This is a genomic window from Klebsiella huaxiensis (assembly GCF_003261575.2).
GTDB classification, from domain to species: domain Bacteria; phylum Pseudomonadota; class Gammaproteobacteria; order Enterobacterales; family Enterobacteriaceae; genus Klebsiella; species Klebsiella huaxiensis.
Map to the genome: position 1 here is coordinate 5,552,045 of NZ_CP036175.1, position 25,225 is coordinate 5,577,269.

The following is a 25,225-nucleotide window of genomic DNA, read 5'->3' on the forward strand; positions in this document are numbered from 1 at the left end:
GGGCACGAAGTCTACTCGTAACTGGCAGGTGAAACAAATTTTGTGCGAATTCGCGAATCCACTACATATCGTTATATTTGTTGTTAACCGAAATGCATAAAAGAAATGAATAAACCACCGCACAGATCGATAAAAAAATCGAACACGTCAATTTTCCCTGTTGACCCTACGGCTATACTCCTTACCCATAAAGGAGCAGTGATACATTTTCGCCAGCCCGGCGGCGAAATAAACAAAAACTGGAGGAATGTCGTGCAAACTTTTCAAGCCGATCTTGCCATAATTGGCGCTGGCGGAGCAGGTCTTCGCGCCGCAATTGCCGCCGCGCAAGCTAATCCAAATGCTAAAATCGCTCTAATTTCTAAAGTCTATCCTATGCGTAGCCATACCGTGGCCGCTGAAGGGGGTTCCGCTGCCGTCGCGCAGGACCATGATAGCTTTGAGTACCATTTTCACGACACCGTTGCCGGTGGCGACTGGTTGTGCGAACAGGATGTCGTTGACTACTTCGTCCACCAATGCCCGAAGGAAATGACCCAGCTAGAACAGTGGGGATGCCCCTGGAGCCGTCGCCCGGACGGCAGCGTCAACGTCCGACGCTTCGGCGGCATGAAAATCGAACGCACCTGGTTCGCTGCTGATAAAACCGGTTTCCATATACTGCACACCTTGTTCCAGACTTCCCTTCAGTTCCCGCAAATTCAACGCTTCGATGAACATTTCGTCCTCGATATTCTGGTCGATGATGGTCAGGCGCGTGGTTTGGTCGCGATGAATATGATGGAAGGCACGCTGGTGCAGATCCGCGCCAACGCAGTAGTGCTGGCGACCGGCGGTGCAGGACGCGTTTATCGCTACAATACCAACGGTGGTATCGTCACTGGCGATGGTATGGGTATGGCACTAAGCCACGGCGTACCGCTGCGTGACATGGAGTTCGTGCAATATCATCCGACCGGCCTGCCGGGTTCAGGCATCCTGATGACCGAAGGCTGTCGCGGTGAAGGCGGCATTCTGGTCAACAAGGACGGATACCGCTATCTCCAGGATTACGGTATGGGACCGGAAACGCCGTTGGGCGAACCGAAAAACAAATACATGGAGCTTGGCCCACGCGACAAAGTCTCCCAGGCTTTCTGGCACGAATGGCGTAAAGGCAACACCATTCCAACCTCGCGTGGCGATGTGGTTTATCTTGATCTGCGCCATTTGGGTGAGAAAAAGCTGCTTGAACGATTACCGTTCATTTGTGAACTGTCGAAAGCCTACGTCGGCGTAGACCCGGTGAAAGAGCCGATCCCAGTGCGTCCAACTGCGCACTACACCATGGGCGGCATCGAAACCGATCAGCAGTGTGAGACGCGAATCAAAGGACTGTTCGCCGTCGGCGAGTGTTCTTCTGTGGGCTTGCACGGCGCGAACCGTCTGGGCTCCAACTCGCTGGCAGAGCTGGTGGTCTTTGGCCGTATGGCAGGTGAGCAGGCCATCAAGCGCGCCGCTGAAGCTGGAGAAGTTAATAGCGCGGCGCTGGACGCGCAGGTCGTCGATATCGAAAAACGCCTGAAAGATCTTGTGAATCAGGAAGGTAACGAGAACTGGGCGAAGATCCGTGACGAAATGGGTCTGTCGATGGAGGAAGGCTGCGGCATCTACCGTACGCCAGAGCTAATGCAGAAAACCATCGATAAGCTGGCCGAACTGCAGGAACGCTTCAAGCGTGTACGCGTCACTGACACTTCCAGCGTGTTCAATACCGACCTGCTTTATACCATTGAGTTGGGTCATGGCCTGAACGTCGCTGAATGCATGGCGCACTCAGCCATCGCTCGTAAAGAGTCCCGCGGTGCTCATCAGCGTCTGGATGAAAGCTGCACCGAGCGTGACGATGTCAATTTCCTTAAACACACGCTCGCTTTTCGCGATGCCGATGGCACCACGCGCCTGGAGTATGGTGACGTAAAAATCACCACTCTACCACCAGCAAAACGTGTGTACGGTGCTGAAGCGGAAGCAGCCGAGAAGAAGGAGACGACGAATGGCTGATATGAAAAATATGAAAGTCGAAGTGGTGCGCTACAACCCGGAAGTGGACATTGCACCCCATAGCGCTTTCTATGAAGTTCCCTACGATGAGCAAACCTCGCTACTTGATGCCTTGGGCTACATCAAAGATAACCTTGCGCCTGACCTGAGCTACCGCTGGTCCTGCCGCATGGCGATTTGCGGCTCTTGCGGCATGATGGTGAACAAAGTGCCAAAGCTGGCCTGCAAAACCTTCCTGCGTGAATACAACAAAGGCATTAAGGTTGAGGCGCTGGGCAATTTCCCGGTTGAGCGCGACCTGGTGGTCGATATGACCCACTTTATTGAAAGCCTGGAAGCGATTAAGCCGTACATCATTGGTAATCCGCGCACAACTGACCAAGGGCCCAACAAGCAAACCCCGGCGCAAATGGCGAAGTATCATCAGTTCTCCGGCTGCATCAACTGCGGTCTGTGCTATGCCGCCTGCCCGCAGTTTGGTCTGAATCCGGAGTTTATCGGCCCGGCGGCGATCACCCTCGCCCATCGTTATAACGAAGACAGCCGCGACCACGGTAAAAAGGAACGTATGGCGCAGCTTAACGGCCAAAATGGCGTCTGGACATGTACCTTCGTGGGCTACTGCTCCGAAGTCTGCCCTAAACACGTCGACCCGGCGGCCGCGATACAGCAGGGTAAAGTAGAAAGCTCAAAAGACTTTCTTATCGCCACCCTGAAACCACGCTAAGGAGTGCAGTATGACGACTAAACGCAAACCCTACGTGCGGCCAATGCCGTCCACCTGGTGGAAAAAGCTGCCGTTTTATCGCTTCTATATGCTGCGTGAAGGAACAGCAGTACCCACGGTCTGGTTCAGTATTGTGCTGATTTACGGGCTATTCGCACTGAAGCATGGCGCGGAGAGCTGGGCGGGCTACATCGGTTTTCTACAAAACCCGATAGTGGTGATCCTGAACTTGATTACGCTGGCGGCCGCATTGCTGCATACCAAAACCTGGTTTGAATTGGCGCCGAAAGCCGCCAATATTATCCTAAAGGGCGAAAAAATGGGGCCAGAGCCGGTCATCAAAGGGCTTTGGGTGGTGACCGCAGTGGTCAGCGTGGTGATTCTGTTTATCGCCCTGTTCTGGTAAGGAGACTGGCATGATTAACCCTAATCCAAAACGTTCCGATGAACCGGTATTCTGGGGACTGTTTGGCGCAGGCGGCATGTGGAGTGCGATTATCGCACCAGTAATGATACTGCTGGTCGGTATTTTACTGCCGCTGGGCCTCGCACCCGGTGACGCCTTCAATTATGAACGCGTATTGGGCTTTGCCCACAGCTTTATTGGTCGCGCATTCATCTTCTTGATGATTGTTCTGCCGCTGTGGTGCGGACTCCACCGTATTCATCATGCGATGCATGATTTAAAAATTCACATTCCCAACGGTAAGTGGGTATTTTACGGCCTGGCGGCGATTCTGACCGTCGTGACTCTGGTCGGTATCATATTCATTTAAAACCGATAGTCGACTCAGCGTTCACCTCGACTCCGGCAAACCCGGTAGCATTATGTTACCGGGCTCTCTTCTCAAGAAAATTCTTCCGCACTTTTCCAGCCGAAATCTACACTTAGCATAAAAGCTGGCAAGGAAAATATTATGCGTCTGCTTCCCGTCATTGCGGTTGTTGCCACTTCATTTCTGCTTGTTGCCTGTAGCACTCCCACGCCTCCACATGGCGTAACTGTTGTGAGCCCATTCGCCACACAGCAATATCTGGGGACCTGGTATGAGATTGCTCGCTTTGACCATAATTTTGAGCGTGGTTTAGAGAAAGTCACCGCAACTTACAGCCTGCGCGAAGACGGTGGACTGGATGTGGTCAATAAAGGATACAACCCCGATCGAGGTATATGGCAAAAAACTGAAGGCGTGGCTTACTTTACTGGTGAACCAACACGCGCTGCGCTGAAGGTCTCATTTTTTGGCCCCTTCTATGGCGGCTACAACGTGATTGCGCTGGACAAGGATTACCGTTACGCGCTGGTTTGCGGCCCAGACCGAGATTATCTCTGGCTACTGGCACGCACGCCGAAAATCCCACCGGAAGTGAAACAGCAAATGCTGGATATCGCTACCCAGCAGGGCTTCGACGTGAGTAAATTGCTATGGGTAAATCAAAACTATTAATGGGCGCTAATTTTCAAGCCAATAATGCCAATAACAATACATGCCAGGCTGGCAATGCGCATCGGGCTGGCGGATTCACCTAATAACAGAATGCCGGTTATCGCCGCACCAACTGCGCCAATTCCCGTCCACACCGCATAGGCAGTCCCTACGGGCAGGCTTTTCATCGCCCATGACAGCAAGGCCATGCTGACAACCATCGCAACAATGGTAATCACGCTTGGTACCAGACGGCTAAAACCGTGGGTATATTTCAGGCCGACGGCCCACACGACTTCCAGCAGACCAGCGATAAACAACACTATCCAGGACATATGGCTCCTTGATGGGGCCGTCCCCAGATGTGAAACGCTCACGGGTCGTCCCGTAAGGTGGATGATAACTCGCAGAGATTATACACAACAAGGATGAGTCGAGGAAGAACGGTACGACCGCTGGCCGTACCGTCATGGTCTATTGCTGAGCTTTGGTTGCGGCACCTGAAATCGCGCTACCGCCTTCTGAAATGTCCTGACCCACACCGCGCGTAGTGTTGCATGCGGTCAATACAGAAGAGAGAGCCAAAACCGTAAAGAACGCTGCAATCGCTTTTTTCACCATAATGTCATCCTTATTCACCAGTTTTAGTTATCGTGCCCTATAAGCATAGACAACCTGGCCCGGGATAAAGGAAGCTCAACGTTTTTTAAGAGAAAAAGAGATTATAAGTGTGAAGTAAAGAGATTGTGGGGATATGAATGAGAATTGCCTGATGAAATCAAATTAACCAGCAGCGTGAGAAATCGCGCGTCCTAAACTCTGAATATCTTTGCCAACACCGCGAGCCGTATTGCATCCAGCCAACAGCGAGCTACCAAGAACTAGCAGTACCAAAAATTTGATCGCACGATTCATCTTCCCTACCAGCTATGTCGATTCGTAGAGGGCGCAGCGTCGCGCTGCGCCAACCATCTCATCGCATGAATTACTTCACGCGGGATACGTATTCGCCGGAACGAGTATCCACTTTGATGACTTCGCCAATCTGCACGAACAGAGGAACTTTAACGACTGCACCAGTGGTCAGTGTCGCTGGTTTACCACCAGTACCTGCGGTGTCACCTTTCAGACCTGGGTCAGTTTCAACGATTTCCAGCTCAACAAAGTTTGGTGGGGTTACGGAAATAGGCTGGCCATTCCACAGAGTCACGATGCACTCGGCCTGATCCAGCAGCCATTTAGCGCTATCACCAACTGCTTTTGAGTCCGCGGCCAGCTGTTCGAAAGTAGAGTTGTTCATGAAATGATAGAACTCACCGTCGTTGTACAGATAAGTCAGGTTCATATCGACAACATCAGCGCCTTCAGCAGAGTCAGTTGACTTGAAGGTTTTCTCAACGCGGGTGCCAGTCAGCAGGCGACGCAGCTTAACGCGCGCAAAAGCCTGGCCTTTCCCTGGTTTAACGAATTCACTGGCTTCAACTGCATAAGGTTCGCCATCCATCATGATTTTAAGACCGGCACGAAAATCGTTGCTATAGTAAGTCGCCATAAGGCCCTCTGAAATTTTGTTAATTGGTAGCTAAGCCACAAAATGGCGCATATTGTAACCCTAAATACCCCATCCAGAGAAGATTGGTTAGCGCAACTTGCAGATGTTGTGACCAATCCTGATGAACTACTGCATCTTTTAAATGTAGACGCAGATGCGAATCTATTGGCAGGCCGTGATGCAAAGCGCCTGTTTGCGCTACGTGTTCCACGAGCATTTATTGCCCGCATGGAGCCAGGAAACCCTAACGATCCTCTTCTTCGTCAGGTACTTACCTCACAAGAAGAATTTATTACTGCTCCTGGATTTTCCACCGATCCGCTGGAAGAACAACACAGCGTGGTGCCGGGTCTGCTGCATAAATACAGCAACCGTGCGCTCCTGCTGGTTAAAGGCGGCTGCGCGGTAAATTGTCGCTATTGTTTTCGTCGTCACTTCCCGTACGCTGAAAATCAGGGCAATAAACGAAACTGGCAAACGGCGCTGGAGTACATTGCGGCCCATCCAGAGCTTGATGAGATCATTTTTTCCGGTGGCGACCCGCTGATGGCGAAAGATCATGAACTTGACTGGTTATTCACACAGTTGGAAGCTATTTCACATATCAAGCGCCTGCGTATTCACAGTCGCTTGCCCATTGTCATCCCAGCACGTATTACCGATGCGCTAGTTGCACGTATTTCTACATCATCGTTACAGGTACTGTTAGTGAACCATATCAACCACGCCAACGAAATAGATGCAGAATTTCACGCAGCGATGAAGCGGCTTCGCATGGCTGGCGTCACGTTGTTGAACCAAAGCGTACTGCTACGCGGCGTAAACGATAATGCGCAGACTCTGGCAGACCTGAGTAACGCGTTGTTTGATGCCGGAGTCATGCCTTATTACCTGCACGTTCTGGATAAAGTTCAGGGTGCAGCGCATTTTATGGTTAGCGATGATAAAGCCCGGTCAATTATACGGGAGTTACTCACCCTGGTATCCGGTTATTTGGTGCCAAAGCTAGCGCGGGAAATCGGCGGAGAGCCTAGTAAAACGCCACTAGACTTAGGTTTAAAGCAGTGCTAGTTACATTTTCTGCCGAGCATCGCTCGGCAGACTGTCAATTAATCACTTCATACCTGATCTAATATACAGATATTTAATAAAATTTACATAACTACCAGAAAGTGAACCCAGTGGTATATTAGAGGTAAATATAAAAGGAAGTCATAAGCTTATTCATTAGTTATTACTTACAAAAAGAGAGAAAGTATGTTAGCCGCTGTCATTAACAATAGCAAAGGTAGGAGCCACTTAGGTAACTTAAACGCTGCATCAACACTTTTCATTTTATCCTCCTGAGTAAGCAAATTATTAATTTTATTTCTCTCTATCGGGGGCGAAGAGACATTATTTATTACTTGAATATTTGAATTGTTTTCCGAGCTTTCCTCTTCCGCTCTGAAGAACGACGCGATATGCGATCCTGAAGCGAGAGAAAACCCACGCTGCCTTACCGTCACTATAATATCTTGCGATAGTCCCGCCTTAAGTAACGATTTTCTTAGTAAGGATATATTTTGATAAAAGGTGTTTTGAGATACAACAACACCTCTGGTTTTCCATACCGTATCCAGAAACTCCTCTCTGGATATAATTTTTCCATTACTTTCCAATAAAAGCTGGAGACAGCGTGCGGTAGGTGCGTTTAAGCTCATACTTTCACCGTTCTCGCCCAGAGGGCGTAACTCACTTGCATTTACATTAAAAATAACTTCATTGTTAATGATATATTCATTGAATATCATAGTCCCTTTCCGCCTTCATTAAGTCATATGAAATATAGATGAACCAAATTCAATTTCATCTTTAGAAATCAGGATACATCCCTATAAATGAACCAGATTAGATAATTTCAAGTTTAAAGAACCAGCTCCATTGCCGGATCGAAGTTAAGATTACCATGATATTAAATGCGAATGGAAGACAGATCTTCTTACTATACCTCTCATCCATAATCATTATTATCATATCAATCAATATATGAATATACCAACCTCAATAAATCAAGCTTTAAATTCAAGAAGAATTCACATGCAGTTTATCCGTTTTTACCTTAAATTCGTTATCGCTCTTGCCTGTTAGACTCATCGCATACGAACGTACGCACAACAACGAACGGCAGGAGAAAGGAAAATGAATGTGATAGTACTCAGGCGTCTTGTAGATAGGGTAGATAGGTATTAGTTAGTTGTTATCTATATATCTAATTTAACAGCCAAGTCTGACATCTATTCAGGACTTTAGTATCTATAAATGGATTAAATAAATGAAAAAAACAATTTTAGCTGTAATGGTCGCTGCTTCTGCAGTTCTGAGCGCTCAGGCCCTAGCTTTGAATACAGCACAGGTGGTGATTAATGGTAAAGTCACCGATGCTCAGAACTCTTGTAATGTAATTCCTGACTCCAGCAGTGCAGCAGTTAAAGGTGTCCTCAGCCTGGACGATATTACCGATGCCACTCTGGATCAATTAGCTGACAACACCCTGGCAGCGGCTTATACCAAAAAAGTAGCATGGCGAGTATCTGATTGCCAGAACGGAGGCGTCGCAGCTACCGGCCTGCAAGTTGCATTTACCGGTTCCCATGCTGTGAATGCTAACATTCTGGATAACGAAGCTAGCGATAAAGCATTAGGTGTTGGCTTGGGTATGCTCAAGACAGGTACAAGTAATCGCGTTACTTTTGATGGTACTAAAGTAGCTGAAGCCTACAATGGAAATCCGGTAGTTCTGGCTTATGATGTCAGCTATGTAAAACTGCCAGGAGCTTCTATTGCTGGTACCAGTCTGACAAAAGGTGACGTTAAAGGCGTTGCTACGCTAACTATTTCATACTAAGTGATGAACTAAAACCTGCCGGAAACGGCAGGTTTTAGTTGTATTTCTGTCTACATTTGAGTTCATTCGAGAGATAAATATGTGTAAGTCATTATTTAAACTTGCGGCAATTTCGGCGCTCTTTATCAACATCACTGCCGATGCAGGTGTCGTCATTGGTACGACGCGTTATCTTTATAAAGAGAATTCTCGTGAGATAAGTGCCCAGTTAGAAAATAAAGACGATGCACCATACCTTATGAAGTCCTGGGTAGAAGCACCAGAAGGAAAAACACCATTCTTTATGGTAACACCTCCACTCTTTCGCTTGGAGGCAAAGCAAAAAAATACTATCCGTATTTTTCCTACAGCGAATATTTCTAGCGCACCAAAAGATCGCGAAACAGTTTACTATCTTAATGTAATGTCTGTACCACCGACTGATGACAGCCATCTAAATAGCAATACATTACAAATGGCTGTGCGTCATAGAATGCGCCTAATCTACCGCCCAGCGGCAGTACAGGAATTATCAATAAATGAACAAGCAAAGAAAGTAGAATGGCGAAAAGCCAACAATAAAATCATAGTAAAAAATCCGACACCATTTTTCTTTTATTTTAGCTCTATAAAAATAAATGGGCAGGAGATCATAAAAACGCTACCAAACATTGATTCAATGACTACGAAAGAATTTACTCTACCTGCGGGTGTTACAGGTTCAAATATCACATGGAAAATCATCAATGACCATGGGGGAGACGGTTCCTTGTATTCATCCACATTATAATGCTTCAAACGTTTATTAATTACTATGGATAAGGGATATGCCTACATTAATTAAAACAAGGAATAAGTTTCCTTTCCGCTTCTCTTCTCTTTTTGTCATTTTAACTCCAGCGTTAATATTTCCTGGGTTTGCCAGTAATGTGCAGGCACGGGAGTTTTTTGATCCTGCATTTTTACGCTCAGTTGGTATGACTAACAGTTCCTCTGAATTGCCTGACTTGACTGCATATGAAACAAAAAATGCCCAAGCGCCGGGAGAATATCGTGTTGATATACTGTTAAATTATGAATACAGGGAAACCACTCATATTCGTTTTGTTGAGGCAGTAGGCAAAAGCGATGCTACTGGCAGTAACGTCAAAAAAGTAAATTTGGTTCCTTGTTTTAGCCTGTCACAACTATCAGGTTACGGGCTTCGACTTAGCGCCTTTTCCGAATTAAAAGAAAATAACAATGGCTGCGTTAATGTTGATACAATTCCCGACTTTCATTCTGAGTTTAACTTCAACACTCAACAATTAGTGATATCTATTCCGCAAGCAGCATTATCTCCGATCGCTCAAGGCTTTATCCCCAATGAAGAGTTTGACGATGGGATCAACGCCCTAATAGCTAACTATAGGTTTAGTGGTGCGAAAGACTTCGAAACAGAAGATGAATACTACAGCATAAACTTAAACACGGGCTTAAATATAGGTCCGTGGCGTCTTCGTAATTTAAGTGTAGGAAATAAAAATCAGGGTGAGGACAGTGATTGGGAATCAGTCTATCTCTACGCACAGCGTAATATTATCCCACTAAAAAGTACCTTACTCATAGGCGAGAGTTCATCATTATCAAGCATTTTTGATGGTGTGCCATTTACAGGTTTACAGCTTGCAACCGATCCAGAAATGCTACCGGATAGTCTACGGGGTTATGCGCCGGTAGTTCGCGGCATAGCAAAAACCAATGCTCGAGTAGTAATCAAACAAAATGGTTATCAGGTTTATCAGGCTTTTGTTGCTCCGGGTGCCTTTGAGATTACTGATATGTACCCCACCGGGGGAAATGGTGATTTATACGTTACTGTCGAAGAATCCGATGGTTCAAAGCAGAATTTCATCGTTCCTTTTGCAACCCTACCACTCATGCTTAGAGAAGGGCAATTTGAATATGAATTAACATCAGGTCAATATCGTTCCTATGATAACGGTACAGATAAAGTTCCTTTCACTCAGGCAACACTGAGCTACGGTCTATTGAGCAATACTACTATATATGGCGGACTACAAGGAGCATCAAAATACCAATCCATGGCTGCAGGCTTAGGTCATAATCTAGGCGATTTTGGTGCAGTTTCTGCCGATGTGACTCAAGCATGGTCAAAAAGGAAAGACGATGACAAAACTTCAGGTCAGTCCTGGCGTATACGGTATGGTAAAAATATCCTCGAGACAGGAACAAACATTACGATTGCAGGCTATCGTTATTCAACTCGGGGATTTAGTACCTTAACGGAAGTATTAGATACATATAATGATAATGGAAACAGTTCAGGATTTAGATCTGTGCGTAACAGAACTAACTTGACTGTTAATCAGAATTTAGGTGATGGGTTAGGCTCATTGTCTATGAGTGGAATCTTCGAAGATTATTGGGATGGTGGACGCCGTAATAATTCGTTCGGGATTGGTTATAATGGTGGGTATCGTAGTATTAACTATTACCTTGGGTATAGCTATAGCCGCTACTCATGGAAAAACAATAATACTAATCGCCAAAACCAGGATGATCACCTATTCGCATTTAATATAAGCATCCCGCTTAGTGAATGGTTACCTGGCACATATGTAAGTTATCAATTAAACAATAGTAATCCAGGCTCAACGGATCAATATGTTTCCATTGGAGGTTCCGCTCTGGAAAATAATAGTTTGAGCTGGGATGTGCAACAAGGATACAGCAATCGTGAAAGTGCCAGCGGTGGCGTACGTACATCATACAGAAGTTCAGTAGGCATTGTTGATACTGGCTACAGTTATGACAAACACAGAAAATCCTTAAACTATGGTTTTAGTGGTGGTCTTTTAGCTCATGCCAATGGTATTACTTTTGGCCAGGAAATGTCAGATACTGCAGCATTAGTTAAAGCACCCGGACTAAGCTACGTTCGCCTGGATAATGATCAAACGATCAGCACTGACTTCCGCGGCTACGCCATTCTTCCTTATCTGACGCCTTACAAGCGTACTTCTATTATGCTGGATAGCACAACGCTTGCTGACAATATGGAACTACCAGTAACAAGCCAGAAAGTTGTACCCACGCGCGGAGCAATAGCAAGAGCAAATTTTGAAGGTAATATTGGCCGACGTGCATTCATTGTGCTGCAGACAGCATCTGGTAGTGCAGTACCCTATGGTGCAACAGTGATTTCAACCACTAACCCTAATGCTCAAGCCAGCCTGGTCAGCGATGGCGGTATGGTTTATCTATCAGGTTTAAAAGAAACTGGTGAACTTGCTGTGCAATGGGGAAAAAATGCCAGCCAACAATGCAAAGCGACTTATAGCTTAACAGATGTAACTGGGCAAATCAGTCAAACGACAGCGGTTTGTCGTTAACGGGAGCTTTGGAGATCAGGATACACAATGAAAAAGTTTATTATTCTTATTTTTAGCCTGCTATTTTTCAGCTCAAATAGTATTGCTGATTGTAAATATGACGGTAATACAAAGAGAATGAATATGCCTGTGAACCCGAAAGTTTTGGGGGATAACAGTTTACCAGTAGGTAGCGTTCTTCATGTCGAGACCGCAGGCGTTTCAAGTATGAGAACCTTCTATGATTGCGATGTCGTATCCGGAGCACCTGACGTATATCGCGTTCTTATTAATAAACCCTTATCCAATATTAAGGGTGTTCGTGGGGGGGCTGTATATGAAACAGGAATCGATGGTATTGGCTTTCAGGTTACGGATGCCATTTCCGGTAGTATCATAAACCCACAAGTCGCAGAGGCTGGGACAAGAGCGCTCACGGTAAAATCTACGACTGGTATCAAGCAATTCACTATTTGGTTAATAAAAACTAAACCGGCGATTGATATGTCAAAATTTTCAATGGCTGCAACAGATATTGAATTTGCCGCAGGTCGACCAGAGCAAGTTGCCGCTTCCACAAGCAATACGATTCTGCTGGTTATTACTTTCAACATAGGCAATATTACTTATCGCACGACATCCTGTGATATATCACCGCGCAGTGGATACAATCCGGTTAATCTTAAAGATATAACAATCGATAAGGTTAAAAGCGTTTCCCCTGGTAATCCTGTAAAAGAACGAAAAGAATTTTATCTTGATATCACCTGCCCATCAGATTCACGTGGAAAACAATATATATACTGGTTTAATCCAATTAGCGGGAATAGTAGCACTCAGGAAGGCGTACTCACAAATATGATAAGCAAAGCTGCTGGAGGAGCCGAAAATGTTGGATTTATCATTTATGGTGGTACCACTGGTACTACGCCCATAAAATTCTTTGATTACTCTTCATACTCTATTTATAGCACAAAAGCAACACAAGAAATAAAGTTAGTAGCTGACTACTATAGAATAGCAAGTGCTGTAAGCAATGGTGAAGTTAAAGCAATAATGGAAGTAGTGATACAAGAAAAATAAATCAAACAATCCTTTCCAGACCGGTTGCGCCTGGAAAGGATTTTATTTTTATAACCAATATTATTCACCATATATAAAAATCATCTCCACCCCTCTAAATATTAAAATTCCTCTTGGGAATTTTAGTTAAATAACAGACTCAGCGCTCTTAACCTTAACTTACAAAAGAGGCGCTCTTAAAACCTTTAGAATTAATTCCCAGAAGACCCTTAATAAATCCAGAGCATTATTTTAAAAATCAACCACTAAATATAACAACAAAAAGAAAAATAATTAAATTCATATATAAAGTAAATCTAAAAATTCAAGACATTTATTTCACAAACCACTTCACATAATTTTGAACAATGATTTAACTTTCAAAATTTTTATTTTTTGTATTTACATAGTCGTTTAATTAAGTAAAATGCGTCATGTCATAGTTGATATGGAAATTATGACATTAAATAATCTTGCTCTAAGTGATGATATTATCTAAGGAGACTGAAAAAAATCTCCCTGCGGTAGCCATCGCTTAAAGTATAGTAATCAGATATTTTTAATTAAAGGACTACATAATGAAAGAATTAACCGTTTTTGAAATGGAAGAAATCTCTGGCGGTGCAGCATTAGATTTTGGTGCCAGCATTGCTGGAAACTTTGCAGCTGCGGTTCTGGGTGCAACTACAGCTGCCGTCTACGGTACCTTAATCGGTGGTACTCAGTCAGGCGCTAACGGCGGTCTGCTGGGTTTTGGCCTGATCGGTAACGGTGTTGGTGCCGTCTGGGGCTTTATTGCTGGCGGAATTATTGGTGGCGTAGCTGCTTTCGCTGGTGGCTGGGATAAAACTCTGGAAGTTGTTGTTTCATCTCTGGAGAACGTTAAAGACGGTAAATTTGTACCGTGGTCTCAGTAATTATATTTCCATAAATAAAAGGCCCTCAAAGGGCCTTTTTCCCCCTAGTAAAGATATAAATGGTGACCAATGGCAAAGGGTATATATCGTAAGGAAGCGATTGAGTATAAAAAATACCACTGGAAAGGCAAAGCACTGCTATTGGCGGGTATGCCTGCATGGCTGATAACATCAGTTTCTTTTATATTTCTTTCCATATTGATTCTTACTCTATTTTTTTGTAGCTATACGCAGCGCATTGATGTACGAGGAGAGGTTATTACCCTCCCCCACTCTATTAATGTTTTTTCTCCTCAGCAGGGATTCATTGTACAGCAATATGTAAAGACTGGTGATATCGTAAAAAAAGGAACACCGCTGTATGAACTAGATATATCCCGCCATACCGCTAATGGTAACGTTAGCGATGCCATATCCGAAGTTATTACAGAAAAAATTATCAATGCCGAAGAAATAATCAAAAAAATTGCTCAGAATAAAAAGGAGACTCTTGATGCACTCAATGAACAGGTTCGTCAATTCAATAATTCGCTAAAAGAAACGACAAAAATGCTAGCGAATACGCAGTCTGGATTGAAAAAGATGAAAGACAATCTGGCGAGCTATGATCTTTATCTACGTCAGGGGTTGATAACCAAAGATCAATATAATTATCAACATTCTTTATACTTTCAACAGCAAAGCACGTATCAGTCTCTTGTCAGCCAAAAAATGCAACAAGAGTCGCAGCTAACTCAACTTAAAAGCGACATTGTGACCAAAGCAGCAGACTTTGATAATCAAATATCCAGTCAAAAAAACAATATTAATGATTTTAAAAACCAAATGGTTGAAACTAACGCCAACGGTAATGTCATCATTAAAGCCACAAATGACGGAAAGATAGAATCAATGGCCGTCACTAATGGGCAAATGGTGGACAAAGGCAGTAGCCTGGTGCAAATAAAACCAACCGGCAATGTAGAGTATTATCTGGTGCTTTGGCTTCCAAACAATAGTATTCCTTATGTAAAGAAAGGGGATATTATCAATATTCGATATGATGCTTTCCCTTCTGATAAATTTGGTCAATTTCCCGGGATAGTGGAAACGATTTCATCGGTTCCAGCTTCACGTCAGGAGCTATCTGAATATACAAATGTCAATATCAGTAATGAAATGAATCAGCAAGAATTGGCCCTGTATAAAACACTAGTATCTATTAAACATAAGTCTTTCAATTACAATGGTAAAAATTTATCACTGTCGAATGGTCTAAAAGCTCAAGCCATTGTCTTTCTTGAAAAACGACCACTATACATGTGGATGTTTACACCTTTTTATAAAATTTCACAAAGTGTAAGTGGGCCGCTCAATGACCAGTGAATTATTTAATACGATTATTTCTAGATTGAATTTCTCTCTCTGCAAGAAAACACCTGTGATAATACAATCAGAGGCGTCAGAATGTGGTATTGCTTGTTTGTCAATGGTTTGCGGATATTATGGGTTAGAAATTGACTTATTTAATTTTCGTCAACGCTTTGGTAGTTCCTCTCAAGGAGTTACTCTGCTCGAACTCAGCAAAGTAGCTGAACAAGCAAACCTGAAAAATCGAGCATTAACACTAGATCTGGATGAAATTAAGCAGCTCAAGCTGCCATGCATTCTGCATTGGGGGATGAACCATTATGTTGTGCTAGTTGCAGTAAAACGGTCTAGTTTCATCGTTCACGATCCCGCCTTGGGTAAACGAGTCATTGGCATTCAGGAAATGTCCAATAATTTTACCGGCGTGGCAATGGAGCTTTGGCCAGACAATAATTTTCGGCAGGAAAAAGTCAAAAGCCGTTTACGGCTAATGGATTTAATGAAAAACGTTGTTGGTCTTAAGTCTGCTCTTACTAAGATTTTTGCGCTATCGGTTGTTATTGAAGCGATAAATTTGTTAATGCCAATTGGTACACAATTAGTAACAGATCATGTAATCATTGCTCACGATCATAGCTTATTATCTGTAATTTGTATTGGGTTAGTGGTTTTTACGTTATTTCGTACTTTTATCAGTATGCTCCGCGCATGGACATCATTGACACTAAATACATTAACCGATATTCAATGGAAAACGACTCTATTTGATCATTTATTCAGTCTGCCATTAACTTTTTTTGAAAAAAGACATCTTGGTGATATTCAATCTCGTTTTTCTTCACTGGATGTGATTCGTTCTACTTTTACAAATAGCATTGTAACCAGCATAATTGATATTATTATGACCGTTGGTCTATTGATTATGATGTCATTGTATGGTGGATGGTTAGTCTGGGTTGTTATTGGCTTTACTCTTTGTTATGCAGTAATGCGTTTCGGCACCTACCGTTTTTATCGCCGCATTGCTGAGGAAAGAGTGATTAAAAATGCTCGTTCCGGCTCTCATTTTATGGAATCACTATACGGTATCTCTACAATTAAAGCCCTAAACCTTAAAGAGCGCCGTTCAAAAAACTGGCTTAATATTAATGTGGAAGCTTGTAACGCAGGTATAAAACAAACTCGATTTGATATGATGTTTGGCGGAATAAATACCTTTATAAGTAGCATGGATCAAGTGGTTATTCTCTGGCTTGGCGCCGTTATGGTGATTGAAAACAATATGACCTTGGGTATGTTCATGGCATTTAATGCATACAGAGGGCAGTTCTCACAAAGAGCATCTAGCCTTATCGATCTGGTGATGCAGCTACGAATGCTATCTCTCCATAATGAACGTTTATCCGAGATCGTGTTTAGTGAACCAGAAGATGAACAGCCTTCACGGCGAATATTCGAAATAAATAAAGGTGTATCTCTTGCAGTCAAAGATTTAAGCTACCAGTATGATCCTTTTTCACGCCCGATTTTCTCAGAGTTAAATTTAACTATAAATCCAGGAGAATCTGTAGCACTTGTTGGGCCTTCTGGTATAGGTAAAACGACTTTACTTAAGGTCATGTGCGGTTTATTAGTTCCTTCGAATGGTCAGATACTAGCTGACGATCTGGATGTCAGTAAAATCGGTCTTAACAATTACCGGTTAAGTACTGCCTGTGTATTACAGGACGACAGGCTATTTTCCGGATCTATAGCTGATAATATCTGTAGTTTTGAAGATAACCCCGATCAGGAAAGGATTATCGCCTGTGCTCAGTATTGTAATATACATGAAGAAATTATGCGCATGTCGATGGGTTATGAATCTATCGTAGGTGAATTAGGTTTGGGCATTTCTGGTGGACAAAAGCAACGTATACTCATTGCGAGAGCACTATACCGCCAACCTAGTATTCTATTTATGGATGAGGCAACCAGTCATCTCGATCTAGCAAATGAATCATTCATTAACCAGTCTATTTCTAATTTAAAAATTACCAGAATTATAGTGGCGCATCGCCCATCAACTATCGCATCCGCAGATCGAGTTATCGATTTGTCTCAATATTTCAAAAATGCAAGCCAAACAGCATCTTTGATTTAGTATAAGGAAATAATAAATGTCAATTATGATAAAAGGACTAAATACTGGGCTTTTGCTACATGAAGAAAAATTCTTAGCCGTAGCCATCAAACTTGAAACGGATGGAGACAAACCAAGTTTGTTTTATATGCAGGCAACTGTTCTTAAAGATTTTCTCATGCTTTTACAGAACAGATTAGTCAATCTATCCCAGAAAGAAAAAATGGGTATAGATGAGTTCAAATTAAAAATTGAAAACGCAAATAAAGAGATGGCTGCGCATATTCCTGATATACAAATGAGTGATGTTCAACAACCCAATCTCGGATTACGTGTAGTTTCTTTCTCTGTCAGTCCCGGTGATGAAGGTTTCAATATTTTGTTATCACTTCAGAATGAAGAAATGATCCATATAAGAATATTAGATAGTCAACTTGGCTTTATATTAATTGCTGTCAGTAAAACACTTAATAATATAAAAGATCAAAATATTGTTGGCTATTTTTATACCGGAATAGATTTCCTTCCATTATATGACATATTATTTCAACCTGATGGAAGCATGGACTATGGTCAGTATCAATTTGATAGCTGGAAAGCAGATATTTTTAATAATTGCTATCTTATTATTTTTCAAATAAAAAATGGAGATAGTTCAGCATTATTATCTGGCGGAGTTTTAAAAACTAATGTAGCAGCCGGAACCGAGGAATTAAATAATATAGCCAAGTCTTTTTGCGCCTTAAGCAAAAAACTACAACAATATCATCCAAAAATCATTAATATTTATACGCAACCATTGCTTATAGATAAAAAAAGTATTCCTTCGATAGGTCAATCACTGCAACCCTTGGCTGATTTTTACAAATCACTAAAAAAGAGCATATCTTAACAATAACCAATTTATTCAAATGTATCTGAATATCATAGATACATTTTATTTTCTTTTTCAAATATCAGGAGGTCCTCGCAGAATATTTGTATCTTTAAATTAAATGAATAATTGACACTGTTTATATAAGGATAAAAACATGAAAGAATTAACTAATCAAGAAATGGATTCAGTAGGTGGCGGTTTCTTTGTAGCGATGTTTGTTATTAACACTATTCGCTCACTCGATATACAATCCTCAATAAGCAGCCTTATTAAGAGTTCAGCAGAAGACTCAACACCATCATCAGGATCAGGCGATGACGGTGAAAATGAATCAAACGTTTTTCGTGAACACATGAAGGATATGTTTGGCTCATCAGCTGGACGAGATCTGGCTAAAGTCGCAGAACAAGCAGGCTTACGAAAAGTGGTAAACTCCATATTTGGATGGTAGGTGTTCAGACCAAAAGAATATAAAATGTTTTTCAAATAAACATCTTAATATTACAGCAATAAACTGAGTTCGGTATAGCCATACCGGACTCAGTGTCTGCACTCTAAAATATCAATTCGGGCACTTATAAACCTGACCGTTCATTTGACTATCGGTCGGGACAAAGCTGGACAACAGGTTCTGTGTCGGGCTACTGACGCCGTAAATCACGTTACCCCCCATTGCTGCCGCCTGATTACGCAGGGCATTTGCCGCGCCGCGCATAGAGCCGCCTTCGTCGCCATTCTGCCCGGACAGCCAGTTGCTCTGCGTCCCGGTCGCGGTTCCTAACAGCTGACATTCTGAACCCGGTTTATCTTCTACAAAGCGGACGTTCTGGCCACCAGAGGTCAATTCGTTGCTAGAGCTACAGCCTGCTAACAATAATGCTGCGCCGACAATCCCTGCTAAATATTTTACCTGCATGTTATTCCCCACGATCAATGAGCTGGACGCACTGGCCCGGATGTACAACCTTATACTAAAAAGACGACAAAAAGAAAAACCCCCGAGCATTTCTGCCCGAGGGTTTCCGTGTTTCTAAGGGGTATAGCGCACGATTACATCATGCCGCCCATACCGCCCATGCCACCCATACCGCCAGCAGCACCTAAATCAGGTGCGTCGCTTTTCGGCAGGTCGGTGACCATGCACTCGGTAGTGATCATCAGACCAGCAACGGATGCTGCATACTGCAGAGCAGAACGAGTCACTTTAGTTGGGTCAAGGATACCGAAGTCGATCATGTTGCCGTATTCTTCGGTCGCTGCGTTGTAACCGTAGTTACCTTCTCCAGCTTTCACGTTGTTCGCAACAACAGACGGCTCTTCACCCGCGTTGGAAACGATCTGACGCAGCGGTGCTTCCATTGCGCGCAGCGCAACTTTGATACCGACGTTCTGATCTTCGTTCTGAGCAGTCAGGCCAGCCAGTTTAGCGGCAACGCGAACCAGCGCAACGCCACCACCGGCAACCACGCCTTCTTCAACCGCAGCACGGGTCGCGTGCAGGGCGTCATCAACGCGTGCTTTCTTCTCTTTCATTTCAACTTCAGTCGCTGCGCCGACTTTGATTACCGCAACGCCGCCTGCCAGTTTCGCTACGCGCTCCTGCAGTTTTTCACGGTCGTAGTCAGAAGTTGCTTCTTCAATCTGCTTACGGATCTGAGCAACGCGGCCCTGGATCGCAGCTTCTTCACCCACGCCATCAATGATGGTGGTGGTGTCTTTGTTGATAACAACACGTTTCGCCTGACCCAGGTCTTCCAGAGTCGCTTTTTCCAGCTCCATACCAATCTCTTCAGAGATAACGGTACCGCCGGTCAGAGTTGCGATGTCCTGCAGCATAGCTTTACGACGGTCACCGAAGCCCGGTGCTTTAACCGCTGCCACTTTCACGATGCCGCGCATGGTGTTAACCACCAGAGTCGCCAGCGCTTCGCCTTCAACATCTTCAGCAATGATAACCAGCGGTTTGCCAGCTTTTGCTACTGCTTCCAGAACTGGCAGCATTTCGCGGATGTTGGAGATTTTTTTATCAGCCAGCAGGATGAACGGGCTTTCCAGCTCAACAGCGCCAGTTTCCGGCTTGTTGATGAAGTACGGGGACAGGTAGCCACGGTCAAACTGCATACCTTCAACTACGTCCAGTTCATCTTCCAGACCGGTACCGTCTTCAACGGTGATCACGCCTTCTTTACCGACTTTATCCATCGCTTCTGCGATCAGTTTGCCTACGGTTTCGTCGGAGTTAGCGGAGATGGTACCAACCTGAGCAATAGCTTTAGAATCGGAGCACGGTACGGACAGCGTTTTCAGTTCTTCAACAGCAGCAACGACAGCTTTGTCGATACCACGTTTCAGATCCATCGGGTTCATGCCCGCAGCAACGGCTTTCAGGCCTTCAGCGATGATAGCCTGCGCCAGTACGGTTGCGGTGGTGGTACCGTCGCCAGCAGCGTCGTTCGCTTTAGAGGCAACTTCTTTCACCATCTGCGCGCCCATGTTTTCGAACTTGTCTTCCAGCTCGATTTCACGTGCTACAGAAACGCCATCTTTAGTGATGGTCGGCGCACCGAAGGATTTGTCCAGAACCACGTTACGGCCTTTCGGGCCCAGGGTTACTTTAACTGCGTCTGCCAGTACGTTTACGCCGCGCAGCATTTTCACACGAGCGTCGTTACCGAATTTTACGTCTTTAGCTGCCATTTTAATCTTTCCCTTAAATTCGTATGTTCAGTGTCGTTCGCGGATTACGCTTCAACAATTGCCAGGATGTCGCTTTCGGACATGATCAACACTTCTTCATTGTCGATCTTCTCAGATTTCACGCCGTAGCCATCGTTGAAAATCACGATATCGCCAACTTTAACGTCCAGCGGCTGCACGGTTCCGTTTTCCAGGATGCGGCCCTTACCGACAGCGATGATTTCGCCACGAGTTGATTTGGCTGCCGCAGAACCGGTCAGAACGATGCCGCCAGCAGATTTGGTTTCAACTTCTTTACGTTTGACGATCACACGATCATGTAACGGACGAATACTCATTTGATAGCTCTCCTTTGAGAAAGTCATTATCAGTTATGGATGACGCCGGTCCGCACACTGTTTTCCGGCTAGTGCCCTGAGAGATGGGGATGGGGATTTCTCGCTTCAAGGGGAAAACTAAAAAAAAATTTGCCGTCGTGCTCTTACGCACACAAAAATGCGGCTGCAGCCCCCCGTCATAAGCAAAAGCGATTGTGATACCATCCATTTTTTGCCAGGCGCAAGGTTGAATCATGAGTGGTTTAAAACAGGAGTTGGGGCTTGCACAGGGAGTCGGATTACTCTCTACATCATTACTGGGAACCGGCGTCTTTGCCGTCCCGGCACTGGCCGCGCTGGTCGCCGGTGATAATAGCCTGTGGGCCTGGCCAGCGCTGATCCTTTTGGTGTTCCCGATAGCTATCGTCTTTGCCATCCTTGGTCGCCATTTTCCCAGCGCAGGCGGCGTCGCGCATTTTGTTGATATGGCCTTTGGCCCGCACCTGGCTCGCGTTACCGGCTGGCTATTTTTATCGGTGATACCGGTAGGACTGCCTGCCGCACTGCATATTGCCACCGGCTTCGGTCAGGCGATTTTTGGCTGGCATGATAGCCAGTTGCTGCTGGCCGAGCTGGGAACGCTGGCGATTATCTGGTGGGTCGGCTCACGCGGAGCCAGCTCCAGCGCCAATCTACAAACGCTGGTTGCCGTCCTCATTGTCGCGTTAATCGTCGCCATCTGGTGGCGTGGCGGAATCAACCCAACGCAGATCCCCTTTCCTGCCGCTGCTGATATCGACAGTTCACAGCTTTTCTCTGCGCTTTCGGTGATGTTCTGGTGTTTTGTCGGCCTCGAGGCTTTCGCTCATCTGGCATCTGAATTTAAGCAACCGGAACGTGATTTTCCCCGCGCGCTGATGATTGGCTTATTGCTCGCGGGCTCCGTCTACTGGGCCTGTACCGTGCTGGTTCTGCATTTTCATGCCTTTGGCGAAGAGATGGCCGCCGCCGCGTCGTTGCCCAATATCGTCGTGCGCCTGTTCGGCGTCCAGGCGCTGTGGATTGCCTGCGTCATTGGCTACCTCGCCTGCTTCGCCAGCCTCAATATCTATATTCAGAGCTTTGCCCGCCTGGTCTGGTCACAAGCGCAATACAAGCCAGATAGCTATCTGGCCCGGCTGTCGCCACGGCAAATTCCGCGCAATGCATTGAATGCGGTGCTGGGCTGTTGTGTGATCAGCGCTCTGTGCATTTATGCACTTAATATCAATCTCGATGCCCTGATCGTCTACGCCAACGGCATTTTCATCATGATCTATCTGCTGTGCATGTTGGCGGGCTGTCGGTTACTTCAGGGGCGTTATCGCGTACTGGCGGCGATTGGCAGCGTGCTGTGTCTGCTGCTGCTGGCGATGGTTGGCTGGAAGAGTCTGTATGCATTTATCATGCTGGCGGTGCTGTGGCTGTTTTTACCAAAGCGCAGATTAGCTGAGAGGATACTATAGGCCGGGGCTGCCCGGCCTGAGGAATCTTAGTCGCGGCGATCGTCTTTATGATCCAGACGATCGCGCTCATCGTCTTTACGCTGATACTCACCTTCAAAAGTATCACCGCCGCCCGTCCCGGCGCTAAATCCACCGCCCGGCATCCGGCTAAAGCGCAGGTGCGGCATCAGCTTCAATGTCAAGTGTTTCTGTACCGGCGGCAACAGCAGCAGCAGGCCCAGGAAGTCAGTAAAGAACCCCGGCAACAGCAGCAGCAAACCCGCAATAATCAGCGATACGCTTTTGATCATCTCAGCAGCCGGACTCTCCCCTGCCGCCATTTTCTGCTGCATCAGCATGAGGTTTTTAAAGCCCTGGTTTTTCACCAGCGATATCCCCACCACCGAGCTAAAGATCACCAGAATCAGCGTCAGCAGCACCCCAAGCACGTGGGCGACCTGGATAAAGATCGATATCTCAATGTAAACGTATAAAAAAACGGCAATTAACGGAATCCAACGCACCGGCGTCTCCTTCATTAACGGACGCCGATATCGGCGCCCGTAGTCATAGATGTGCTATTCGCATTAGTAAGATGTTGGGCCAAAGCACCATTTTTCAATCGTAAAAAAAGCTTATTTTTTTCAAGAATGAAAAAGCGGTGATTCATTTCACAAATTAATAATTCTTATAGAATTCACTACATAATAAGTGATCAGGATGACTGATATTCGCTATCATCAGCATATGATCGTGGGCACCGGGCCGGTTAAAGAAATAATCTGCGGCTAGAAAATGCGCGAGATCTCATAAATTCTGCGTATTGGGTGAATTCATATAGCAGCTTGAAAAGAAGGTTCACATGTTAAACAACATTCGTATCGAAGAAGATCTGTTGGGTACCAGGGAAGTTCCAGCTGACGCCTACTACGGCGTTCATACTCTGAGAGCGATTGAAAACTTCTACATCAGCAACAGCAAAATCAGCGACATCCCTGAATTTGTCCGGGGTATGGTGATGGTGAAGAAGGCCGCGGCGCTGGCTAACAAGGAACTTCAAACGATCCCCAAGAGCGTAGCGAACTCGATTATCGCCGCATGCGACGAGGTGCTGAATAACGGTAAATGCATGGACCAGTTCCCGGTTGACGTATTCCAGGGCGGCGCAGGTACCTCCGTTAACATGAACACCAACGAAGTGCTGGCAAATATCGGTCTTGAGCTGATGGGTCACCAGAAAGGTGAATACCAGTACCTCAACCCTAACGATCACGTTAACAAATGCCAGTCTACCAACGATGCCTACCCGACCGGTTTCCGCATCGCGGTCTACGCCTCAATCCTCAAACTGATCGACGCCATCAACCAGCTTGGCGAAGGTTTCCAGCATAAAGCCGTCGAGTTCCAGGACATTCTGAAAATGGGCCGTACTCAACTGCAGGATGCGGTACCGATGACCCTCGGCCAGGAATTTCACGCATTTAGCGTTCTACTGAACGAAGAAACCAAATGCATTCTGCGCACTGCTGAACTGCTACTGGAAGTGAACCTCGGCGCGACCGCCATCGGTACCCGCCTGAACACCCCGGATGGTTATCAACAACTGGCGGTCCAAAAGCTGGCAGAAGTCAGCGGCCTGCCGGTTGTACCGGCGGAAGATCTGATTGAAGCCACTTCAGACTGCGGTGCCTACGTGATGGTACACAGCTCCCTGAAGCGTCTGGCGGTCAAAATGTCCAAAATCTGTAACGACCTGCGCCTGCTCTCTTCTGGCCCGCGCGCTGGCCTGAACGAAATCAACCTGCCCGAACTGCAGGCGGGTTCTTCCATCATGCCAGCCAAGGTTAACCCGGTGGTACCGGAAGTTGTGAACCAGGTCTGTTTCAAAGTTATCGGCAACGACACCACCGTCACCATGGCTTCCGAAGCCGGTCAGCTACAGCTGAACGTCATGGAGCCGGTAATTGGTCAGGCGATGTTTGAATCTATCCATATTCTGACCAACGCCTGCTACAACCTGCTGGAGAAATGCGTCAGCGGCATCACCGCCAACAAAGCGGTATGCGAAAGCTACGTCTATAACTCGATTGGCATCGTCACCTATCTCAACCCGTATATCGGCCACCACAATGGCGATATCGTCGGCAAAATTTGCGCCGAAACGGGCAAGAGCGTCAGGGACGTGGTGCTTGAGCGCGGGCTGCTGACCGCAGCCGAGCTGGATGACATCTTCTCTGCGCAGAACCTAATGCATCCGGCCTATAAAGCGAAGCGATACACCGATGAAAGCGAACAGTAAACTTTCAGATTAAACTAACCACGGGCATGTCAGCGATGACATGCCTTTTTTGTTCTTACAGCTCCACCAAATTACAACAATCCAATATCAACTTGTTAATAAAACAAGGAA

26 protein-coding genes are annotated in these 25,225 nt (G+C 45.4%); 17 read left to right on the plus strand and 9 right to left on the minus strand.

The features are described 5' to 3' along the window. The first annotated feature begins 252 nt into the window (after positions 1-252). The 5 genes from frdA to DA718_RS26490 all read left to right on the plus strand — a co-directional run bounded on the left by frdA (position 253) and on the right by DA718_RS26490 (position 4,218). Complete coding sequence (gene frdA / locus DA718_RS26470; RefSeq protein WP_112216220.1) at positions 253-2,043, plus strand: fumarate reductase (quinol) flavoprotein subunit; 1,791 nt, start codon at positions 253-255, stop codon at positions 2,041-2,043. Further along, the gene (locus tag DA718_RS26475; RefSeq protein ID WP_112216221.1) at positions 2,036-2,770 is read left to right on the plus strand and encodes a succinate dehydrogenase/fumarate reductase iron-sulfur subunit; all 735 of its coding nucleotides are present in this window, start codon (positions 2,036-2,038) and stop codon (positions 2,768-2,770) included. The genes frdA and DA718_RS26475 overlap by 8 nt, the downstream gene beginning before the upstream one ends. A 10-nt stretch (positions 2,771-2,780) precedes the next feature. Next, a complete protein-coding gene (frdC, locus tag DA718_RS26480; protein WP_112216222.1) occupies positions 2,781-3,176 on the plus strand; it encodes a fumarate reductase subunit FrdC in 396 nt (131 codons plus the stop codon). A gap of 10 nt (positions 3,177-3,186) precedes the next feature. Continuing rightward, the gene (gene frdD / locus DA718_RS26485; protein WP_112216223.1) at positions 3,187-3,546 is read left to right on the plus strand and encodes a fumarate reductase subunit FrdD; all 360 of its coding nucleotides are present in this window, start codon (positions 3,187-3,189) and stop codon (positions 3,544-3,546) included. Positions 3,547-3,687: 141 nt separating this feature from the next. Beyond that, positions 3,688-4,218 carry a lipocalin family protein gene (locus DA718_RS26490; protein WP_112216224.1) on the plus strand — a complete coding sequence of 177 codons (531 nt, stop codon included), beginning with the start codon at positions 3,688-3,690 and terminating at the stop codon, positions 4,216-4,218. Here DA718_RS26490 and sugE read toward each other — a convergent pair. The 4 genes from sugE to efp all read right to left on the minus strand — a co-directional run bounded on the left by sugE (position 4,215) and on the right by efp (position 5,749). After that, positions 4,215-4,532 (minus strand): quaternary ammonium compound efflux SMR transporter SugE, encoded by a 318-nt coding sequence (sugE, locus tag DA718_RS26495; protein WP_110274491.1) that lies wholly within the window; start codon positions 4,530-4,532, stop codon positions 4,215-4,217. The two genes, DA718_RS26490 and sugE, sit on opposite strands and share 4 nt — an antisense overlap. Before the next feature lie 139 nt (positions 4,533-4,671). Continuing rightward, a complete protein-coding gene (ecnB, locus tag DA718_RS26500) occupies positions 4,672-4,818 on the minus strand; it encodes a lipoprotein toxin entericidin B (protein ID WP_004097935.1) in 147 nt (48 codons plus the stop codon). Positions 4,819-4,980: 162 nt separating this feature from the next. Beyond that, a complete protein-coding gene (locus tag DA718_RS26505; protein WP_112216225.1) occupies positions 4,981-5,112 on the minus strand; it encodes an entericidin A/B family lipoprotein in 132 nt (43 codons plus the stop codon). A gap of 70 nt (positions 5,113-5,182) precedes the next feature. Continuing rightward, positions 5,183-5,749, minus strand: a complete 567-nt coding sequence (gene efp / locus DA718_RS26510) for an elongation factor P (RefSeq protein ID WP_110274494.1) — start codon at positions 5,747-5,749, stop codon at positions 5,183-5,185. A 42-nt stretch (positions 5,750-5,791) separates the two neighbouring features. On the opposite strand from efp, the gene epmB reads away from it, so the two are divergent. Then, positions 5,792-6,820, plus strand: a complete 1,029-nt coding sequence (gene epmB, locus DA718_RS26515) for an EF-P beta-lysylation protein EpmB (RefSeq protein ID WP_112216226.1) — start codon at positions 5,792-5,794, stop codon at positions 6,818-6,820. A gap of 167 nt (positions 6,821-6,987) precedes the next feature. On the opposite strand, the gene DA718_RS26520 is transcribed toward epmB, so the two are convergent. After that, complete coding sequence (locus DA718_RS26520; protein WP_112216227.1) at positions 6,988-7,542, minus strand: winged helix-turn-helix domain-containing protein; 555 nt, start codon at positions 7,540-7,542, stop codon at positions 6,988-6,990. A gap of 521 nt (positions 7,543-8,063) precedes the next feature. Here DA718_RS26520 and DA718_RS26525 point away from each other — a divergent pair. The 9 genes from DA718_RS26525 (at position 8,064) to DA718_RS26565 (ending at position 18,768) form a co-directional block, all read left to right on the plus strand. After that, positions 8,064-8,636, plus strand: coding sequence for a fimbrial protein (locus DA718_RS26525; RefSeq protein WP_112216228.1), 573 nt, complete (start codon positions 8,064-8,066; stop codon positions 8,634-8,636). Positions 8,637-8,715: 79 nt separating this feature from the next. Beyond that, complete coding sequence (locus tag DA718_RS26530; protein ID WP_112216229.1) at positions 8,716-9,405, plus strand: fimbrial biogenesis chaperone; 690 nt, start codon at positions 8,716-8,718, stop codon at positions 9,403-9,405. Between the two features lie 49 nt (positions 9,406-9,454). Continuing rightward, on the plus strand, positions 9,455-12,010 hold the full coding sequence (locus tag DA718_RS26535; RefSeq protein WP_407657803.1) for a fimbria/pilus outer membrane usher protein: 2,556 nt from the start codon (positions 9,455-9,457) through the stop codon (positions 12,008-12,010). 27 nt (positions 12,011-12,037) lie between these two features. Further along, the gene (locus DA718_RS26540) at positions 12,038-13,072 is read left to right on the plus strand and encodes a fimbrial protein (RefSeq protein WP_112216231.1); all 1,035 of its coding nucleotides are present in this window, start codon (positions 12,038-12,040) and stop codon (positions 13,070-13,072) included. A 557-nt stretch (positions 13,073-13,629) separates the two neighbouring features. Beyond that, entirely contained in the window at positions 13,630-13,968 is a 339-nt protein-coding gene (locus DA718_RS26545) for a hypothetical protein (RefSeq protein WP_112216232.1), read from the plus strand. Between the two features lie 69 nt (positions 13,969-14,037). Beyond that, positions 14,038-15,333, plus strand: coding sequence for an HlyD family secretion protein (locus DA718_RS26550; RefSeq protein WP_112216233.1), 1,296 nt, complete (start codon positions 14,038-14,040; stop codon positions 15,331-15,333). Further along, complete coding sequence (locus DA718_RS26555) at positions 15,323-17,461, plus strand: peptidase domain-containing ABC transporter (protein WP_112216234.1); 2,139 nt, start codon at positions 15,323-15,325, stop codon at positions 17,459-17,461. The genes DA718_RS26550 and DA718_RS26555 overlap by 11 nt, the downstream gene beginning before the upstream one ends. A gap of 16 nt (positions 17,462-17,477) precedes the next feature. Then, positions 17,478-18,332, plus strand: coding sequence for a YjeJ family protein (yjeJ, locus tag DA718_RS26560; RefSeq protein WP_112216235.1), 855 nt, complete (start codon positions 17,478-17,480; stop codon positions 18,330-18,332). Positions 18,333-18,471: 139 nt separating this feature from the next. Beyond that, the gene (locus DA718_RS26565; RefSeq protein ID WP_112216236.1) at positions 18,472-18,768 is read left to right on the plus strand and encodes a hypothetical protein; all 297 of its coding nucleotides are present in this window, start codon (positions 18,472-18,474) and stop codon (positions 18,766-18,768) included. Positions 18,769-18,879: 111 nt separating this feature from the next. Here the strand turns inward: DA718_RS26565 and DA718_RS26570 are convergent, their stop codons facing one another. The 3 genes from DA718_RS26570 to DA718_RS26580 all read right to left on the minus strand — a co-directional run bounded on the left by DA718_RS26570 (position 18,880) and on the right by DA718_RS26580 (position 21,352). Beyond that, positions 18,880-19,233: a DUF4156 domain-containing protein gene (locus tag DA718_RS26570; RefSeq protein ID WP_004871163.1), complete on the minus strand. Its 354-nt coding sequence runs from the start codon at positions 19,231-19,233 to the stop codon at positions 18,880-18,882. 134 nt (positions 19,234-19,367) lie between these two features. After that, positions 19,368-21,014 carry a chaperonin GroEL gene (groL, locus tag DA718_RS26575; RefSeq protein ID WP_004128001.1) on the minus strand — a complete coding sequence of 549 codons (1,647 nt, stop codon included), beginning with the start codon at positions 21,012-21,014 and terminating at the stop codon, positions 19,368-19,370. Between the two features lie 44 nt (positions 21,015-21,058). Beyond that, a complete protein-coding gene (locus DA718_RS26580) occupies positions 21,059-21,352 on the minus strand; it encodes a co-chaperone GroES (protein WP_003855929.1) in 294 nt (97 codons plus the stop codon). A gap of 233 nt (positions 21,353-21,585) precedes the next feature. Here DA718_RS26580 and yjeH point away from each other — a divergent pair, with 233 nt between their 5' ends. Next, on the plus strand, positions 21,586-22,836 hold the full coding sequence (yjeH, locus tag DA718_RS26585; RefSeq protein ID WP_112216237.1) for an L-methionine/branched-chain amino acid transporter: 1,251 nt from the start codon (positions 21,586-21,588) through the stop codon (positions 22,834-22,836). Positions 22,837-22,862: 26 nt separating this feature from the next. Here yjeH and DA718_RS26590 read toward each other — a convergent pair whose 3' ends face one another. Then, on the minus strand, positions 22,863-23,339 hold the full coding sequence (locus tag DA718_RS26590) for an FxsA family protein (RefSeq protein ID WP_004097899.1): 477 nt from the start codon (positions 23,337-23,339) through the stop codon (positions 22,863-22,865). Positions 23,340-23,677: 338 nt separating this feature from the next. Between DA718_RS26590 and aspA the strand changes: the two genes are divergently transcribed. Beyond that, the gene (aspA, locus tag DA718_RS26600; protein ID WP_110274510.1) at positions 23,678-25,114 is read left to right on the plus strand and encodes an aspartate ammonia-lyase; all 1,437 of its coding nucleotides are present in this window, start codon (positions 23,678-23,680) and stop codon (positions 25,112-25,114) included. The last annotated feature ends 111 nt before the right edge of the window (positions 25,115-25,225 follow it).